At 66.0% G+C, this 18,080-nt stretch carries 17 protein-coding genes; 11 read left to right on the forward strand and 6 right to left on the reverse strand.

What is annotated here, in order from left to right:
* Window positions 1-200: 200 nt before the first annotated feature.
* Window positions 201-2,891 carry a DUF3141 domain-containing protein gene (locus Q0L30_RS00580; protein WP_296649801.1) on the reverse strand — a complete coding sequence of 897 codons (2,691 nt, stop codon included), beginning with the start codon at window positions 2,889-2,891 and terminating at the stop codon, window positions 201-203.
* 576 nt (window positions 2,892-3,467) lie between these two features.
* On the opposite strand from Q0L30_RS00580, the gene Q0L30_RS00585 reads away from it, so the two are divergent.
* The 9 genes from Q0L30_RS00585 (at window position 3,468) to Q0L30_RS00625 (ending at window position 10,456) form a co-directional block, all read left to right on the forward strand.
* Entirely contained in the window at window positions 3,468-4,403 is a 936-nt protein-coding gene (locus Q0L30_RS00585; RefSeq protein WP_296649802.1) for a phosphate acetyltransferase, read from the forward strand.
* Window positions 4,400-5,656 (forward strand): acetate/propionate family kinase, encoded by a 1,257-nt coding sequence (locus Q0L30_RS00590; protein WP_296649803.1) that lies wholly within the window; start codon window positions 4,400-4,402, stop codon window positions 5,654-5,656. The genes Q0L30_RS00585 and Q0L30_RS00590 overlap by 4 nt, the downstream gene beginning before the upstream one ends.
* Window positions 5,657-5,869: 213 nt before the next feature.
* On the forward strand, window positions 5,870-6,316 hold the full coding sequence (locus Q0L30_RS00595; RefSeq protein WP_296649805.1) for a VOC family protein: 447 nt from the start codon (window positions 5,870-5,872) through the stop codon (window positions 6,314-6,316).
* Between the two features lie 22 nt (window positions 6,317-6,338).
* Window positions 6,339-7,289 (forward strand): glyoxylate/hydroxypyruvate reductase A, encoded by a 951-nt coding sequence (locus Q0L30_RS00600; RefSeq protein WP_296649970.1) that lies wholly within the window; start codon window positions 6,339-6,341, stop codon window positions 7,287-7,289.
* Between the two features lie 52 nt (window positions 7,290-7,341).
* The gene (locus Q0L30_RS00605; protein WP_296649808.1) at window positions 7,342-8,265 is read left to right on the forward strand and encodes a hydroxymethylglutaryl-CoA lyase; all 924 of its coding nucleotides are present in this window, start codon (window positions 7,342-7,344) and stop codon (window positions 8,263-8,265) included.
* Between the two features lie 73 nt (window positions 8,266-8,338).
* Window positions 8,339-8,857, forward strand: coding sequence for a YbaK/EbsC family protein (locus Q0L30_RS00610; RefSeq protein ID WP_296649810.1), 519 nt, complete (start codon window positions 8,339-8,341; stop codon window positions 8,855-8,857).
* A 2-nt stretch (window positions 8,858-8,859) separates the two neighbouring features.
* Complete coding sequence (locus tag Q0L30_RS00615) at window positions 8,860-9,096, forward strand: DUF1289 domain-containing protein (RefSeq protein WP_296649812.1); 237 nt, start codon at window positions 8,860-8,862, stop codon at window positions 9,094-9,096.
* Window positions 9,093-9,527 carry a MaoC family dehydratase gene (locus Q0L30_RS00620; RefSeq protein ID WP_296649814.1) on the forward strand — a complete coding sequence of 145 codons (435 nt, stop codon included), beginning with the start codon at window positions 9,093-9,095 and terminating at the stop codon, window positions 9,525-9,527. The genes Q0L30_RS00615 and Q0L30_RS00620 overlap by 4 nt, the downstream gene beginning before the upstream one ends.
* Complete coding sequence (locus Q0L30_RS00625; RefSeq protein ID WP_296649816.1) at window positions 9,524-10,456, forward strand: MBL fold metallo-hydrolase; 933 nt, start codon at window positions 9,524-9,526, stop codon at window positions 10,454-10,456. Before Q0L30_RS00620 ends, Q0L30_RS00625 begins: the two co-directional genes overlap by 4 nt.
* Window positions 10,457-10,761: 305 nt before the next feature.
* Here Q0L30_RS00625 and Q0L30_RS00630 read toward each other — a convergent pair whose 3' ends face one another.
* Window positions 10,762-11,676, reverse strand: a complete 915-nt coding sequence (locus Q0L30_RS00630; RefSeq protein ID WP_296649817.1) for a DMT family transporter — start codon at window positions 11,674-11,676, stop codon at window positions 10,762-10,764.
* A 225-nt stretch (window positions 11,677-11,901) separates the two neighbouring features.
* Between Q0L30_RS00630 and Q0L30_RS00635 the strand changes: the two genes are divergently transcribed.
* Window positions 11,902-12,375, forward strand: coding sequence for an Lrp/AsnC family transcriptional regulator (locus Q0L30_RS00635; protein WP_296649819.1), 474 nt, complete (start codon window positions 11,902-11,904; stop codon window positions 12,373-12,375).
* Window positions 12,376-12,394: 19 nt separating this feature from the next.
* Here the strand turns inward: Q0L30_RS00635 and Q0L30_RS00640 are convergent, their stop codons facing one another.
* Window positions 12,395-13,297, reverse strand: coding sequence for an alpha/beta hydrolase (locus Q0L30_RS00640; protein WP_296649821.1), 903 nt, complete (start codon window positions 13,295-13,297; stop codon window positions 12,395-12,397).
* A gap of 219 nt (window positions 13,298-13,516) precedes the next feature.
* On the opposite strand from Q0L30_RS00640, the gene Q0L30_RS00645 reads away from it, so the two are divergent.
* The gene (locus Q0L30_RS00645; protein ID WP_296649823.1) at window positions 13,517-14,476 is read left to right on the forward strand and encodes a nitronate monooxygenase family protein; all 960 of its coding nucleotides are present in this window, start codon (window positions 13,517-13,519) and stop codon (window positions 14,474-14,476) included.
* A 94-nt stretch (window positions 14,477-14,570) separates the two neighbouring features.
* On the opposite strand, the gene Q0L30_RS00650 is transcribed toward Q0L30_RS00645, so the two are convergent.
* The 3 genes from Q0L30_RS00650 to Q0L30_RS00660 form a co-directional block, all read right to left on the reverse strand.
* Window positions 14,571-15,506: a LysR family transcriptional regulator gene (locus Q0L30_RS00650; RefSeq protein ID WP_296649826.1), complete on the reverse strand. Its 936-nt coding sequence runs from the start codon at window positions 15,504-15,506 to the stop codon at window positions 14,571-14,573.
* A gap of 181 nt (window positions 15,507-15,687) precedes the next feature.
* Window positions 15,688-16,791: a porin gene (locus Q0L30_RS00655; RefSeq protein WP_296649829.1), complete on the reverse strand. Its 1,104-nt coding sequence runs from the start codon at window positions 16,789-16,791 to the stop codon at window positions 15,688-15,690.
* A gap of 577 nt (window positions 16,792-17,368) precedes the next feature.
* Window positions 17,369-17,884 carry a hypothetical protein gene (locus Q0L30_RS00660; RefSeq protein WP_296649833.1) on the reverse strand — a complete coding sequence of 172 codons (516 nt, stop codon included), beginning with the start codon at window positions 17,882-17,884 and terminating at the stop codon, window positions 17,369-17,371.
* Window positions 17,885-18,080: the final 196 nt, after the last annotated feature.

An 18,080-nucleotide genomic window follows, 5' to 3' on the forward strand; every position in this document is an offset into this window, starting at 1 on the left:
TGTTTATCCGCTTATCGCTTGCCGCGTCCACGTTTGCCGCGCGCGCTGAATGCGCCGTCGCGGCGCATTCCGGGCAGGCGCACGCCGCGCAGCAAAGGGCGCCGCGTGCGCCGGGTTGCCCGTCCTGTGCGCTGGCCTTATGCACTTTTTTTTCGCTGGCGTCTTGCGCTGGCGTTTTTCGCTGGCGTTTTTCGCTGGCGTTATTCGCCCGTGGCACGCGTAGCGCGGCGGCGTGCAGTTGGCGCACCCGCCACGCGCGACGACGACGGCGCAGCGCTGCGCGCGCGACGTGCGGGCGTGGCTTCACGATGCGACTTCGCAGTTGCGGACACAACCTTGCCCGGCGTCGTTTTCGCTTTCGCGGCGGTTTCCGTGGCGGTTTTCGCGGCGGTTTTCGCGGCGGTTTTCATGGCGGTTTTCGCGCCGGTTTTCGCGCCGGTTTTCGCGCCGGTTTTCGCGGCTGTTTTCACGGCTGTTTTCACGGCTGTTTTCACGGCTGTTTTCGCCGCGGTTTTCACGGCGGTTTTAGCCTTCACCGGCGCGCGCTTCGGCGTCGCGTTCGCTTCCACGTTCGCACTCGAAGCAACTGGCGCTTCGGCGCTGACCGCGTCGCCAGCCTTGTCCGCCTCGCCCGCCGCCTGCGCGCTTCCCCCACCAGACACCGTGCCCGAAGCGGCCGAGCCCGCCCCAGGCACAGCACCGCCCGCTGCCGGACCGCCGTCCTGCGGCGGCACCCCGCCCTTCTCGCTGCCGGGCTCGATGCCGAGCGCCCGCTGCACCACGCGAAAGCGCTCGCGCCGCTCGCCTTCGAGCGGCCCCGATACCGTCGCAATCCGATAGACCGCGGCCAGCAACGCGCGGCGCGTGGTCATGTCGGGCACGATTTCGCGCAGCGCCTCGATCGCGGCTTGCGGATCGAGCTGGACGATCGCGCCCTGGCGGCGCGCAGCCTCCTTCAGTTCGGCGATGGTCGGCTGGCGCGCGCCGAGGTACTCGCGCGCCAGTTCGCGCATGCGCTGGAACGGGCGGTACTGCACCGTATGCATTTCGTCGACGAGGTACGCGGCGATGCGCATGAATGCATCGACGAGCGTGCCCGTGTGCAAATGCGCGCGCGCCGAGCGCAGGCGAAATTGTGCGAGTTCCTTGCGCAGCTCCATGAGCGGCGGCGCAATCGGGTCGAGCGGCTGGTTCGGCGCGACGCCCACGTATGCCTGCGCCCACGGCGCCGTATAGACGCTGTAAAAGGTGTTCTCGATCCACGTATCGCGCGCATCGCGGTACATGTCCCACGCGGATTCGATGCTGGCCGACATCTGCCGTTCGAGCAGCGTGAACGGATTGTCGGGCGCGGCGGGCTTGCGATGCTGGCGCACCGCCTTGGCGATGGCGGGCAGTCCGAGAAGGGCGGGATTCGCATCGCTCAACACGCTGCGCTCCACGCGCGTGGGGTGCGTCTCGCGCAGCATGTGCGCGGACAACGCGTTGCTCGACGCGCGCACGAGCGGCGAAACGAGCAGATCGTAGAGCCGCTGGTTGTTCTCGGCGAAGCGGCGCACCACTTCGAACGGCTGCTCGTCTTCGCGCCCATCGTCCAGCGCGAGAATGTCTTCGATCGTGCGCCGCTCGAAGCGGATTTCATAACGGCCTTCGAGCGCTTCGAGGCGGCCCGCTTCCGGCGTCGTGTCGGTGATCTTCGCCTCGTAAAGACCGGGCGGCAGCACGTCGATCAGATCGAGTGCCGAAAAGAGTTCGGTGTGCTCTCTGTTGGCCACGCTCGCCGAAACGAAAATACCGAGGTGACCGACCTTGTCGTGCAGGCAATACACGATCACCTGTTCGTTGGCGATGACTTCGTCGACGCTCGCATACAGATCCGGGATCCAGTTCAGCGCCTGTTGCGGCGGCGTGATGTTGTCGCCCCACGAAGCGAGCACGATGATCGGCGTGCGGATATTGCGCAGATCCACGGGCGCGCGCGCGTGCTTCGCGTACACCTCGTTGCGCGTGAGATGGTTGCCGACGAACAGGTTCTGCACGATCCAGTCTATTTCGGCGCGGTTCAGCTGGAAGTGGCCGCCCCACCAGCGCTCGAATTCGAGGAAGCGCTCGCGCTCCGTATCGACGTTCGCATACAGGTTGTAGAGCTTGCCCCAGAAGGTGTTCGCGGGATTGAGGTTCTCGAAGTTCTGCACGAGATGCGCGCCGTCGAAGTGGCCGTCGCCCAGATCCGCGGCGAGCGACGATGCCCACGTGCCGCCCAGCATGCCGCCCGCGTAGCGCATCGGATTCTTGCCCTTGACGCCCGCCCAGTACGAAAGCGGCGAACCCGCGAGCATCACCGGCCCGACCAGCTCCGGCGCCGAAGCCGCGAGCAGCGCCGCAGCCCATCCGCCCTGGCAATTACCGATCACGAACGGTAGGCCATCCGATTCGGGATGCAGTTCACGCACCTTGCGGATAAACACGGCTTCGGCCTGCGCGACCGACTGAATGGTCTGCGTTTCGCACGGCACCGGGAAGAACGTCACGAAGTAGCACGGATGGCCCTTGCGCAGCGCGATGCCCACTTCGCTGTCCATCTTGAAGCCCGCGATGCCGGGGCCGTGGCCCGCGCGCGGATCGATGACGACGAAGGGACGCATGTGCGGATCGGACGGCACGTCGTCTTCGGGCAGGATGCGCAGGAGCGCGTAGTTGCACGGATCGTTCAGTTCGCGGCCATCGGCGATCACTTCGTATTCGAAACGCAGCACGGGCGGCATCCCGGCCTGCTCGTGCAGGTAGGTCTGATTGCCGCGCTCGCGCAGCACGTCGAAGAACAACACGCTGCGCTGCCAGGCGTCGAACAGGTACTCGTAGAGCGGCTGGGCGGCGGCCAGCCCGGTCACAGCGGAGGAATCGGCGTGCGAAGGGGCGTGCGAAGGGGCCGAAGAAGGAATAGACGAAGGGATGGACGAAGCGGCGGAAGTAGGGGCGGAAACTGCCACGACACGAATCTCCTTTAGCGGGGAGCCCCCGGCGGCGTTGTGCACGATGCGGCGCGATGTCGGCGCTTACCGACGCGTAGCGGCGTGCACAAGCGCGGTGCACTGCGCGCGCGGGGCCCGAATGGCGCCGGACGGCGTTGTGGCACGAGGCGTATGTTGCACTGCAGTATTTCAATCTAGGCAGGCCTGTCTCGAAAGTCAAGGCAAGCAAACGGGGCAAAAGCGGGGGCAACAGCGTGAGCAATGGCGGGAGCAGCACCGCAGGCAGCACGACAGAGCACGCCCGACATGATCTCCGCGCGGCGTGAACGATGCGTGACACGGCGCCGCACGCCCTGCGGTGTTGATACCGCGCTGGTACGGCACAGTTTTCCAACGGCGATCCAGGCGCTGCACTACACTTGTCAGCGCGTTGCGCGCCGCAGCATGCGGCCCGCGCGCGGCGGCGCACAACCGTGGTTCAGCATGGAGACACGCATGACTTCATCGGCCGACAAATATTCGGTCCTGCTCGAACGCTGCAGCAGCCTCGCCCCGGTGCCGACCGCCGTGGCGCATCCGTGCGATGTGTCCTCGCTCACAGGCGCGCTCGACGCAGCGAGCCTCGGCCTGATCGTGCCGCTGCTCGTCGGCCCCGAAGCGAGGATTCGCGCGCTGGCCGACGAAGCAAAGCGGTCGCTCGCGGGCGTCACGATCATCGACGCGCCGCATAGCCACGCGGCAGCCGCGCGCGCCGTGCTCGCCGTGCGCTCGGGCGAAGCCGAACTGCTGATGAAGGGCAGCCTGCACTCCGACGAACTGCTGCACGAAGTCGCCCAGGCCGCCACGGGCCTGCGCACCGAGCGGCGTCTGTCACACGTCTTCGCGATGGACGTGCCCTCGTATCACAAGCCGCTCTTCATCACCGATGCGGCCGTCAACATCTTCCCGAAGCTCGCCGACAAAGCCGATATCGTGCGCAACGCGATCGAGCTCGTGCAGGCGCTCGGCATTGCCGTGCCGAAGGTCGCGATCCTCGCCGCCGTCGAAACGGTGTCCGACAAGATGCCCTCGACCATCGATGCCGCCGCGCTGTGCAAGATGGCCGAGCGCGGCCAGATCACGGGCGGCGTGCTCGACGGCCCGCTCGCCTTCGACAACGCCATCAGCAAGGAGGCGGCGCGCATCAAGGGCATCGTCTCCGAAGTCGCGGGCGACCCCGATATCCTGCTCGTGCCCGACCTCGAAGCGGGCAACATGCTCGCGAAGCAGCTCAGCTTTCTCGCCGGCGCGGGAGCGGCCGGCATCGTCCTCGGCGCGCGCGTGCCCATCATCCTGACGAGCCGCGCCGACACCGTGCGATCGCGCATCGGCAGTTGCGCGATCGCGGTGCTCGTCGCCCACGCGCGGCGCCAAAGCATGGAGCAACTGTGAGTACACAACCCGTGCATTCGTCCGCGCATTCATCTGATGAAGGCCACGTCGTGCTCGTCGTGAACGCGGGCTCGTCGAGCATCAAGTGTTCGGTGTATCGCGTCGTCGACGATCCGACCGTCGAAGGCGGCACGCGCGCGATCCTCGGCGCGGGCGGCCAGATCGAAGGGATCGGCGTGGCGCCGCGCGTGGTCGCGCACATGGCCGACGGGCGGCTCATCGTCGACGAAACATTTCCGGTCGCGCAGGTCGCCGACCACGACGGCGCATTTCGCCTCCTGCGCCTCGTGCTCGCGGTGGGCCTGCGCGATACGCCGCCCGCCGCGATCGGCCATCGGGTCGTGCACGGCGGCGCGCGCCACAGCGACGCGGTGATCATCAACGACGAAGTGATCGAAGAACTCACGGCGCTCACGCCGCTTGCGCCGCTGCACCAGCCGCATAATTTGTCGGCGATTCGCGCGGTGCGCCAGGCCGCGCCCGAACTCGTGCAGGTCGCGTGCTTCGACACGGCCTTTCACGCGACCAACGGCGTCATGCAGCAGCTTTTCGCCCTGCCCTACAGCTATTTCACCGACGGCATCCGCCGCTACGGCTTTCACGGTCTCTCCTACGAATACATCGCGCGGCATCTGCATTCGGTGGCGCCCGACATCGCGCGCGGGCGCGTGATCGTCGCGCATCTCGGCAACGGCGCGAGCCTGTGCGCGATGAAGGAAGGCAAGAGCGTCGAGACGACCATGGGCCTGACCGCGCTCGACGGCCTGCCGATGGGCACGCGCAGCGGCGCGCTCGACCCGGGCGCCGTGCTCTGGATGATGGCGAGCGGCATGGATCACGACGCCATCGAGAAGCTGCTGTATCACGAGTCGGGCCTCAAGGGCCTCTCCGGCCTGAGCAGCGACATGCGCGAACTGCTTGCGAGCGGCAGCGAGCGGGCGAAGCTCGCCGTCGATTTCTACACGTACCGCATCGCGCAGGAGGTGGGCAAGCTCGCGGTGGGGCTCGGCGGACTCGACGCACTCGTGTTCACGGCGGGCATCGGCGAGAATGCGCCACCGATCCGCGCCCAGGTGGTCGAACGGCTCAAGCCGCTCTTCGGCATGGAAATCCATGCGGAGGCGAACGCCGCGAACAAGGACCACATCAGCACGCGCGAAAGCCGTGTGCCCGTATTCGCGGTTCGCACCGACGAGGAAGGCATGATCGCGCTGCACACGGCGCGTCTGCTGCGCGAGGCGACACGCAAGTGAAGTGATCGGCGCACGAAAGCACGATTTTTTCCTCAGAAGGAAAAGGCGTGAAGCGATTGCGGCCCGTTCGCGCCACGGGCCGAACCAATTTTTTTCTGTGCCATGCCGTGCGCACGCGCGCGATGCCTGGCGCGTGCGCCGCGCAGTGAAAGGGCGGCAGGCGCAAGCCTGAAAACGTAGAATGTCGGCAAGACACCAGCCACGGGTACTGTCATGTCACAGGCTACGAGCATCAATCAGCGGCCCTTGCAGCCGTTTCATCTCGCGTTTCCGGTGACGAGCCTCGAGCACGCGCGCGCCTTTTACGGCGGCCTCCTCGGCTGCGCCGAAGGCCGCAGCTCGCCGGAATGGGTCGACTTCGACTTCTTCGGCCATCAGCTCGTCGCGCACCTCGCGCCGGAAGAAGCGGGCCATCGCGGCGTCAATGCCGTCGACGGCCACGACGTCCCCGTGCGCCACTTCGGCGTCGTGCTTTCGATGGACGACTGGCACGCGCTCGCCGCGCGCCTGAAGGATGCAGGCACGCAATTCGTCATCGAGCCGCATATCCGCTTCAAGGGTCAGGTCGGCGAGCAGGCGACCATGTTCTTCCTCGATCCGTGCGGCAACGCGCTCGAATTCAAGGCGTTCGCCGATATCGGCCGTCTCTTCGCCAGGTAAGGCGCACCGTACGATGGCAAAAATGAAAATCCTGTTCTGGCTGCCGCAAGCCGATGCATCGGCATGGCTTCATGGTCTCTCGCACGCGCTGCCCGAGGCCGAACTGCGTGCATGGCAACCGGGCGATAACGCCGCCGCCGACTACGCGATCGTCTGGCATCCGCCACGCGAACTGCTGGCCGCGCGTCCCGGCTTGCGCGCGATCTTCAATCTCGGTGCGGGCGTCGATGCGATCCTCGCACTCGAACGCGAGCAGCCCGGCACGCTGCCGCAGGATGCGCTGCTCGTCCGCCTCGAAGATTCGGGCATGGCGCAGCAGATGAGCGAATACGTGCAGCACGCGGTGCTGCGCTATCTGCGCCGCTTCGACGAATACGCGCTCGCGCAGACGCGGCGCGAATGGCACGTCCTCGCGCCGCATCCGCGCGAAGCGTTCACGGTGGGCGTGCTCGGGCTCGGCGTGCTGGGCGCGCAGGTCGCGCGCGCCATCGCCGCGCTCGGCGTGCCCGTGCGCGGCTTCTCGCGCAGTGCAAAAACGCTCGACGGCATCGCGACTTATTCGGGCGAGCTGCACAGTGCGCAGTTCGACGCGTTTCTCGACGGCGTGAAGCTGCTCGTGAATCTGCTGCCCGCCACACCGGATACAGAGGACATCCTCGACGCACGCGTATTCGCGAAGCTCGAACGCGGCGCGTATCTCGTGAATGTGGCGCGCGGCTCGCATCTGGTCGAGCAGGATCTCGTCGACGCGCTCGCGAACGGCACGCTCTCGGCAGCGACGCTCGATGTGTTCCGCGAGGAACCGCTCGTGCCCGATCATCCGTTCTGGCGCGAGCCGCGCATCACGATCACGCCGCACAGTTCGGCGCTCACGCTGCGCGACGAGGCGATCTCGCAGATCGCGGACAAAATCGAAGCGCTTTCGCGCGGCGAAACCGTGAGCGGCATCGTGCATGTCGGGCGCGGTTACTGAAGGCCACGGCACACCACACAAGCAACACATGAAATACGAGCAGGAGACAGGCATGACCTTACCCGCAGCAGTAAAGATCGTCGAAGTCGGGCCGCGCGACGGTCTGCAAAACGAAAAGGACTTCGTTGCCACTGCAACGAAGATCGATTTGATCAACCGCCTCTCGGCAGCCGGTTTCCCGAACATCGAAGCGGCCTCGTTCGTCTCGCCGAAATGGGTTCCGCAAATGGCCGACGGCGCCGAGGTCATGGCCGCGATCGAGCGGCGCGCGGGCGCGATCTATTCGGTGCTCACGCCGAACCTGCGCGGCTTCGAGGGCGCGCTCGCCGCACGCGCCAACGAGATCGTGATTTTCGGCGCCGCGAGCGAAGCGTTCTCGCAGAAGAACATCAACTGCTCGATTGCCGAAAGCATCGAGCGCTTCGTGCCTGTCGCGCAAGCCGCGAAGCAGCACAGCATGCGCATTCGCGGCAGCGTCTCGTGCGCGCTCGGCTGCCCGTATCAGGGCGAGGTGCCGGTTGCGTCCGTCGTGGATGTGGTCGAGCGTTTCGCCGCGCTCGGCTGCGACGAGATCGACATTGCCGATACGATTGGCGTCGGCACGCCGAAGCGCACGCGCGAAGTGTTCGAAGCCGTGACGAAGGTGTTCCCGCGCGAGCGACTCTCGGGCCACTTCCACGACACCTACGGTCAGGCGCTCGCGAACATCTATGCGGCGCTGCAGGAAGGCATCGCGATCTTCCACGCATCGGTGGCGGGGCTCGGCGGCTGTCCCTACGCGAAGGGCGCAACGGGCAACGTCGCGACCGAAGACGTGCTCTACCTGATGAACGGCCTCGGCATTCACACCGGCGTCGATCTGAACCAGGTCGTCGCGGCGGGCGATTTCATTTCGAACGCCATTGGCCGCGCCAACGTCTCGCGTGCGGGCAAGGCGCTGCTCGCGAAGCAGCGCAGCGAAGCCGCGTGCGCATAACGGCACGTAAAGACACGTAGATACGCGAAACGCAGCATTGCCTGTCGAATTGCAGTACGAAGGAATGAATCCAATGACGCAAACGCTTTCCCCCTCGCACGACGATCTGGACGCACTGCCGGATTCGGCACGGCGCGTCGCGCGCCTGCTGCGCGAACGCGGCCATGAGAAGCCTGTCGTGATGCTGCCCGAAACCGGCAAGACCTCCGCCGAAGCCGCCGCGGGGCTCGGCTGCGAAGTCGCGCAGATCGCCAAGTCGATCCTCTTTCGCCGCCGCGATGACGACGCGCCCGTGCTCGTGATCGCAAGCGGCGCGAACCGGGTCGACGAAAAGAAAGTCGCGGCGCACGTGGGCGATATCGGCCGTGCCGATGCGAAGTTCGTGCGCGAGAAGACCGGCTACGCGATTGGCGGCGTCTGCCCGATTGGCCACGCCACGCCGCCCGTCACGCTCATCGACGCCGACCTGTTCGAACTCGACAGCCTGTGGGCCGCGGCGGGTCATCCGCATGCGGTGTTCAATCTCTCGCCGCAGGAACTGGCCACGCTGACCGGCGCACCCGTGGTCGACGTCGCCCTGCGCGACGCGTGAGCATGACGGCGTATTCCGCTGCCGGTGCGCCCGCCTCGCCGTGCATCAACATCTGCCGCATGAGTGAGGCGAGCGGCCTGTGCGAAGGCTGCCTGCGCACCATCGACGAAATTGCGGCATGGTCCACGCTCGACGACGATGCGAAGCGCGCGGTCTGGAACGCCATCGAAGCGCGTCACGCGCAGTGGCTGGCGCAGCGCTTCGACGCCGTGCCCGCAAGCGAAGAAGGCGCGCAATGAACGCGCCGCCCAGGGTCGTGAAGCATGGCGAAACCTGCCGCTCGACGCTCGCGCTCTCGCCCGATTCGGTGAAGTCGTTTGCCACGCTCGTCGGCGATCTGAACCCGCTGCATCACGACGACGCTTATGCGCGTGAGAGCCGCTTCGGCGGACTGATCGCATCGGGCACGCAGCCCACCGCGCATTTCATGGCGTTGCTTGCGACGCATTTCTCGACGTACGCGCAACCGCTCGGCCTCGAATTCGACATCAAGCTCAAGCGCGCAACCAGTGCGCACGACGTGCTCACGTTCGAATGGCGCGTCGAAGAAGCGTGGTGGAAGCCGGGCCTGAATGGCGACCTCGTCAAACTCACGGGCACCGCCGTCAATCAGGATGGCGAGCCCGTTATCGTCGCCAACGCAACGATTCTCGTCATGCCGAAACCATGAGCGCCAGCACACAACTTCCGCCGTCGATCCGCGTGTTCGAGCGCGGCTGGCTTTCGTCGAACAACGTGCTGCTCGTCGACGATGCGCGCGCCGCGATCGTCGATACCGGTTATGCCACGCACGCGGCACAGACCGTCGCGCTCGTGGAGCGCGCGTTGGGCGCGCGCGCGCTCGATCTCGTCGTCAATACGCATCTGCATTCCGATCACTGCGGCGGCAACGCGCAACTGCAAGCCGCGTGGCCGTGCGAAACGCTGATCCCGGCGCGCAGCGCGCGCGCCGTGCGTGACTGGGACGAGGCAAGCCTCTCGTTTCTCGCGACTGGACAGACCTGCCATCGCTTTGGTTTCACCGGCACGCTCGCGCCGGGTGAGCGTCTTGTGCTCGGCGGTTTCGAGTGGGAGGTGATTGGCGCACCGGGTCACGATCCCGATTCGGTGATGCTTTACGCCGCGCAACCGCGCCTTTTGATCAGCGCCGACGCGCTCTGGGAAAACGGCTTCGGCGTGATCTTTCCCGAGCTCGATGGCGAAAGCGGTTTCGCCGAGCAGCAAGCGGTGCTCGAAGCAATTGCAAAGCTCGACGTGAATATCGTGATTCCTGGCCACGGTGCACCGTTCTCGAATGTCGACGCCGCGCTCGAACGTGCGTTTTCGCGCCTCGCGTGGCTGCGTGCCGATCCTGTGCGCAATGCGCGCAACGCATTGAAAGTGCTCGTCGTGTTCAAGCTGCTAGAAGTGCGCTCGATGACATTCACCACGCTGGAGGCGTTGCTCGCGAATGCTTCGGCCATGCGCGCGGCGGCACGGCAGCTTGCGCCACGAGCCGCGTGGCCTGCGCTTCTGCGTGAGCTGGCTGGCGAACTCGCGAAGAGCGGCGCGCTCGTGCTGGACGGCGAGCGGATCGACGCACGCGGGACGGTGGATTAGGCGAGAAGCTTCAACGCAGATGGCGGGGGAATATGCCGCGATAGTTGCTCGCACAACGGGTGAACGGATTGCGGCGGATCGATAATCGACCGCGCTTTTACGAAGCACAATAAAAAAAACGCTCGTCCATTGCTGGGCGAGCGCGAGCATCGTTTACCGACGTGATCAAACTATCAAGTTATCATACCCGCGCAAAGAAACATGCCGGGTAGGTGATTTCCCTGGAGGCGCCTGACGCAAATCAAGAAACGCCTCGCATTGCCTGGACAACTTGACGCACCCTGGTCATCGATTCGCGATCCCAATCAATTTTTCGTGAAACCGGGACGGACCCTCGCACGTTGCGGGACGATCCGCCAGCCCAGATTCACGCCCGCCGCCGCGAGCAGAATAAGCGCGGCACCCGCCACCTGGATCCACGCAAGCCGCTGGCCGAATGCGAGCCAATCGACGACGATCGCCACCACGGGATAGATGAACGAAAGCGCGCCGGTCATCGCCGTCGGCAGCTTCTGGATTGCACCATAAAGCAGCACGTACATGATCCCCGTGTGTACGACACCGAGTGTGACGATCTGCGCCCAGTGCAGCGGCGTGGCGGGCAGCGTGTCGTAGCGGATGAACGGCGCAAGCGCGAGCGCGCCGAAGGCGACCTGCACGAGCGCGAGGAGATGCGGCGGCGTGCCCTTGAGGTGCCGCGTGATGATCGATGCGACCGCGTAAAGAAACGCCGCACCCGCCGCGCAGGCCACGCCCTGCAGATACTCCCCCGGCACGGCGAGCACGGCGGGCTGCACCTTGACCACACAGACGAGCCCGACGAACGCGATCGCAAGCCACGCGACGATGGAGGCCGTCACGCGCTCGCGCAGCACGAGCGCGCCGAGCCCGACCAGCATGAACGGCTGCGTGTTGTAGACGGCGGTCGCCATCGAAATCGAGGCGCGCGAATAGGCGGCGAAGAGCAGCACCCAGTTGACGACGATGGCTGCACCGCCCAGCACGGCAAGCAGCAGCATGCGCGGCGAGAACAGCGAGCGGCGCAACAGGCCGCGCACGGCGCACACGAGTGCGAGTGTCGCGCCGCCCAGCACGCAACGCATGAACGCGACATTGAGCGCGGCCTGCTGCGAAGCGACGACGAGCCAGCCGATGGTGCCGGACATGAGCATCGCAACGACCATTTCGGCGGCGCCGCGACGGATTTCGGTAGTAGCCATTGAAACGATTCCCGGTATGAGACCGGCGGCATCCGCAACGCACACCGAATGCCGCGATGACGACCAGTTTACTTGCGGCACCCGGCGAAATACATGGCTACACTGAGGCGTAACAGGCCTTTTACCTGCGAATCGAAGGGTGAAACGGCGAATTGCCAAACGAGACACAGCACGCCCACAACGCGCGTACAGCGCAAACGCCGCGCAAACACCGCGCACACGATCATGACGAAACGCCCGAACGCGCCGGTCCAGCCGGCCAATCTCGATGACATCGACCGCGCACTGCTCGCCGCGCTCGCGCAGGACGCCCGCGCGCCGATCAGCGAACTCGCGCGCCAGGTCGGTCTTTCCGCGCCCAGCACGTCGGAGCGGCTGCGGCGGCTGGAGGCGCAAGGCGTGATCAGCGGCTTTACGGTGCAGATCGATCCGCGCGCACTCGGCTATACGCTCCAGGCCATCGTGCGTGTGAAGCCGCTGCCGGGCCAGTTGCATCTGGTCGAAGAGGTGATCCGGCGCATTCCGGAATTCGTCGAGTGCGACAAGGTCACCGGCGACGACTGCTTCATCGCGCGCCTCTATCTGCATTCGATCGAGCAGCTCGACGAGATCCTCTCGAAAGTCACGGAGCGCGCGGAGACGAGCACCGCCATCGTCAAAACGACGCCGGTAGCGCGCCGCCTGCCGCCGCTCGCGTGAACGTTCGGGCGGCGCGCCCTCAGCGCTCGGTCGCCTCGAAAAACGCGAGCATCTCGCTCACGAGTTCCGCACCCGCTTCCTCGGGGACGTAGTGGCCGCACGCGAGTGCGCGCCCGCTCACGTCGCGCGCGACCTTGCGCCATTCGTCGAGCGGGTCGAAGCAGCGCCCGATTGCCCCCTCCTCGCCCCACAGTACGCGCAGCGGGCACGATACCTTGTGGCCGCGTTCGAGGTCGGCGCGGTCGTGTTCGAGGTCGATCGTTGCGGACGCACGATAGTCCTCGCAGATCGCATGCACCGCGCCGGGCTCGCGCAGCGCCGCGCGATAGGCATCGAGCGCCGCGGGCGAAAACGGCGCGAGCCCCGCGTGACGATTGCCCATCGTGCGCTCGATGTAGACGTCGGTGTTCTGGCCGATCAGCGTTTCGGGCAGCGGCGCGGGCTGGATCAGGAAGAACCAGTGGAAATACAGTGTCGCGAAGGTGCGGTCGGTTTGTTCGTACATCGCGAGCGTGGGCGCGATGTCGAGCAGCATCAGACGCTCGACGGCATCCGCATGATCGAGCGCCATGCGATGCGCGACGCGTGCACCGCGGTCGTGCGCGCAGACGAGAAACCGCTCGTAACCGAAGTGGCGCATCACCTCCACCTGATCGGCGGCCATCGCGCGCTTCGAATACGTCACGTGCTCCGGGTCGCCCTGCGGCTTCGACGATGCGCCGTAGCCGCGCAGATCCGTCGCAATCACGGTGAAGTGCCGCGCAAGTTCGTCGGCGCAACGATGCCAGATCATGTGGGTCTGCGGATGGCCGTGCAGCAGCAGCAGCGGCGGCCCCTCACCGCCCTCACCGCTCTTGACGCCGTGGATGTCGATACCGCTCGCCGTACGGACGGTAAAAGGCGTGAATGCTTCGAACGGCATGTCCCCTCTCTTGTTTGAATTGGACGTGTCACATTGTAGGAGGCGTGCGTTGCGGCCCAGTGTAATTTCCATACTGTGCGAGTAGAAACCGAACACTTGCTCAAAAGTCGCGTACGGTCACCCCGTACAGACGCACTCCTATAATCGAACGATCGTTTCGTGATTGCCCGTTTTTGGGCCGCCCGGGCCGTCCGCGCGCCGCACAAGGAGACTCACGTCATGGCATTGCCCGCCGTCCTGCAAAACCTGTCGCTGCCCGTCGTCGGCTCGCCGATGTTCATCGTCAGCTATCCCGAACTCGTGCTCGCGCAGTGCAAAGCCGGCATCGTCGGTTCGTTTCCGGCGCTCAACGCGCGCCCCGCCGAACAGCTCGACGCCTGGCTCACGCAGATCCAGGCCGAACTCGCCGCCTGGCAGGCCGCGAACCCCGGCGCGACCATCGGGCCGATTGCCGTGAACCAGATCGTCCATCAGTCGAACGCGCGCCTCGAACACGACGTGCGCGTGTGCGTCGAGTACAAGGTGCCGATCTTCATCACGAGCCTGCGCGCACCGGCGCGCGAGATCATCGACGCCGTGCACCGCTACGGCGGCATCGTGCTGCACGACGTCATCAATCTGCGCCACGCGGCGAAGGCGCTCGAAGCGGGCGTCGACGGGCTGATTCTCGTCGCGGCGGGCGCGGGCGGCCACGCGGGCACGACCTCGCCGTTCGCGCTCGTGGGCGAGACGCGACGCCTGTTCGACGGGCCGATCGTGCTGTCGGGCGCCATCGCCAACGGCGGCTCGATTCTCGCCGCACAGGCGATGGGCGCGGACCTCGCCTACATGGGCACGCGCTTCATCGCCACCCGCGAAGCGCACGCGGTGGAGGCATACAAGCACGCGATCCTCGAAGCGAAAGCCGCCGACATCATCTACACGAACCTCTTCACCGGCGTGCACGGCAACTACATCCGCGAGAGCATCGTCAACGCGGGGCTCGACCCGGACGCGCTGCCCGAATCGGACAAAACGAAGATGAACTTCGCGGGCGACAAGTCGAAAGCATGGAAGGACATCTGGGGCGCAGGCCAGGGCGTCGGACTGATGGACGATATCCCGTCGGTCGCCGAACTTGTCGCGCGGCTCAGGCGCGAATACGACGACACGCGCGCCCGGCTTGGCATGGGGTACTGACGGTTCGCGCGGCGCCGCCGGACAGCGACAGCGACAGCGACAACGACAACGACAACGACGGCAGCAGCATCAACCACGGCGGCGAGCGCCCCGGCTACGAAGCCGCCGCCGCGCGTATCGCTTCGACGCCGGGCCACAATCCGCGACCGGCGAAACGCTCTGCGAGGAAATCGACAAACGAGCGCACCTTCGCCGAAAGATGGCGACGACTCGCGTACAGCGCGTAAATGGGCAGCTCGCGCGGCGGCAGTTCATCGACGAGCAGCGGCACGAGACGGCCGTCGGCGATGTCGTCGCCGATCACCTCCGTGCCCAGCATCGAGAGCCCGCCGCCCTGCAGCAGGACCACGCGCAGCGCTTCGAGGTGATTGACGATCAGGTTGCCGCGCGGTTTCGCGCGCGCGCCGCCTTCGGCGAACGGCGCAAGCTCCAGCGCCGACGCGCCCGCGTAATGCACGAAGTCGTGCCGGGCCAGATCGGCAACGCTCTTCGGCACGCCGTGCCGCCGAAGATACTCGGGCGACGCGCACAGCACGATGTGCGCGGTCGCGAGCGGCCGCGCAATCAGCGACGACGACTTGAGCCCGGAGGGCGATGCGCGGATCGCCACGTCGAAACCTTCGTCGATCAGTTCGACGACGCGATCCGAGAGCGTGATGTCGACGGTGACCTGCGGAAAACCTGCGGCGTAATCCGCGACCGCGCCCATCACGTGCCGCAGCCCGAACGCGGTCAGCGACGACACGCGCAGCCGCCCCTGCGGCACGACGCTCGCGGCGCCCACGGCCTGGCCGGCTTCGTCGAGTTCGGTGAGCGCGAGCGCGAGACGCTCGTAGTATTCGCGGCCCGCCTCGGTGGGCGCGACGCGCCGCGTCGTGCGGTTGAGCAGCCGCGCGCCCAGTTGCTGTTCGAGGTGCGCGACGTGCTTGCTCGCCATCGCCGCGGACATATTCATGCGCTCGGCCGCGCCGACGAAGCTCCCCGCTTCGACGACCTGGCGGAACACGTTCATGCTGACGAGGGTATCCATCGCGCGCGTCCGTATCGGTGAGTTATCGGAAAACAGCAGGAATCAATCGCCGCCATTGTGCGCGATTTATCAATTAGCGGTGCGCAATGCACAACTCGTACAGGTGCCCGGAAAAGCAAAAACCCCGCGCTGCGAGCAGCACGGGGTTTTTTCGTTGCGGCACGCCCGAAGGCGGTGCGGCCTAGAACTTCGCGCGGATGCCCGCGCCGTACGTCATGCCCGACGACATGTTGTCGAAGTGGTCGTACATGTACGCGGCGTAGACGTCGGTGCGCTTCGAGAGCGGGTAGTCGTAGCCGAGCGCCGCGGTCTGGTGCGTCTGGTTCAGGCCGCCGGTGTCGCGCGAGTACGCGTACGAGGCCATCACCGTGCCCGTGCCCGCCGGGACCGACACGCCGCCCTGCGCCGTGTTCACGTGCCAGCTGCCGATCTGCTGCGTGTTCGCCGTATACATGTACTGGCCGAAGAGCTTCAGGTACTTCAGGTCGTACGACACGCCGACCTGGGCCACGCCCTGGCTCTTCAGGTCGAGCGGCGGCTGGCCGCTCGGCATGGCCGAAATGCCGCCGATGTCGCCCGGCTTGTTGTTGTAGTTCACGTACTGATACACCGCCGTCGCGGCGAACGGGCCGTGGAAATACAAGCCCTGCGCGCTCCACTTCTTCGAGCGGTTGTCGCCCGCCGTATTGCCGAGCGCGTACATCACCGAGCCCGAGAGGCCGTTGAAGTCCGGCGTCGAATACTGGACGGCGTTGTCCCAGCCCGAATCGCCCACCACGCCCTGGTCGGTCTTGTAGGTGGGGAACGTCGAGAGGCCGAGGAACACCTGGTACACCATCGGCGAGAACGTGTACGAGTCGACGAGCGGGTTGAACAGAATCGTCGAGACGAACAGGTGCGTGGTCAGGCGGCCAGCCGTGACCGTGCCGTACGGCGACTCGATGCCGACGTAGGAGTTGCGGGCGAAGAACGTGTCGCCCTGGAAGCGGCCGTCCTGGCCGTTTTGCGCGCGAAAGAAGCTTTCGAGCGTGAAGATCGCCTTGTAGCCGCCACCGAGATCTTCCGCACCCTTCAGGCCCCAGTACGACGTCGACATGCCGCCGCCGCCGACGTTCGCCGCCGCATTGCCGCCCGGGAACTTCGTGACCCCGACCCATTCGTCAACCTGACCGTAGAGCTGGACGCTCGATTGCGCAATCGCCGGCGACGAAGCGGCGGCAAGCACGGCAGCGAACGCGCCCGCTCGGAGCGTGGCGCGCAGCACGCGGCTAACGGTGGTAGTCATGTGATCTCCTGTCTTTGCAAAAATGGGTAACTCGTGGCTCGTGGCGCGCGCAAACCATGGCGTTTTGCCGGTTGCAGACATGGCTATCCCCGGCCCGGTGCATCCTCACGGACCCGGTGTGCCGTCCCAGAAATGAGCTGTTAGCGCCTGTCGGGCGAAACGGTTGGTTTGTACGTCTGCGAATGCCGCCTGGCCCGCCCGGGAGTCTCTTTTTGCTGCATTGCAGCTTCTGCGTCGCCGGGCTTTCGAGCCGGGTCGACGGGGACTTTTTCGGGGTGCCGGGGATTGCGATTGACGCGCCGCCGTAGCGAAGCCGAGATTTGATGACAAATCGGTTATACGGGCGAGCGCTTTCTGATGGAGTGTGGTATCCGCACGTCAGAGTGGACCATTTGCCGCACGAGAACGAATGAATCGTCGAGGCCGGAGGCAACCGGTGTGGACGCAACGATATGCGCCGCCCGCCAGCCGGAAAAGCGGGTCAGACGACGAACGTGAAATGAGATTGACGCGGGGGGAAAACGTTGCCGGGTACAACTAATCGCAGCCGCCTGCACCCTCTTGCAGCTGCTCGTGGCTAGTTGCGATACGGCGAAGGCATCGGCGGACGCGGCACCTCGCCGCCACTGCGCTGCTGCACGGGGCGGAACGCGCCGCGCTCCTCGTTATAGCGCGCCACGTCTTCGCGGATCGAACCCGCGCGCACCGGCGAGTCGGCCGGCGGATGCGGCACGGAACGCGTCTGTGCACTGACCGGCGTAATCGGACCGTTGCGGTAGCCGCCAAAGCCGCCGCCAACCGAACGAACCGGCAGAGGATTGCCGCCGCGTCCGCGCCAGCCGCCCTGATCGGCCACGCGCATCGGCGCGATGCCGGGCCGGCCGGAGCCGAAGCCGCCGCGGTTGACGCGATATCCCGCCCATGGCGAGCCGCCGCGCATCGCGCCGCCAGCCATCGCGCCACCGGCCATCGGCCGCATTGCCTGACCCATGATCGGACGCCCGGCGGGTGCGCGCTGAAAGCCGCCGCCGCCGTGCGCCGCATACGCAGGCTGCACGGGGGCGAATGCGGCGAATGCGGCGAGCGCCGTCAATCCCGCTCCAAAGGTCAGCCGTCCCAGTCGTAACCACCCTGCGTGCATTATGTCGATCGCCTGCCCGACGTTACGCTTGAAATTCCGCCACTCGGGCTGTGGCGGGCCAAACCTGGTGCCCGCCCGCATGATGCGCGACGCTTGCCACCATCGCGGGCACAAATACCCTTTGAGCTAATTTATGGGTGCCCTGAAA

The organism is Paraburkholderia sp. (genome assembly GCF_024281035.1).
Taxonomy (GTDB): domain Bacteria; phylum Pseudomonadota; class Gammaproteobacteria; order Burkholderiales; family Burkholderiaceae; genus Paraburkholderia.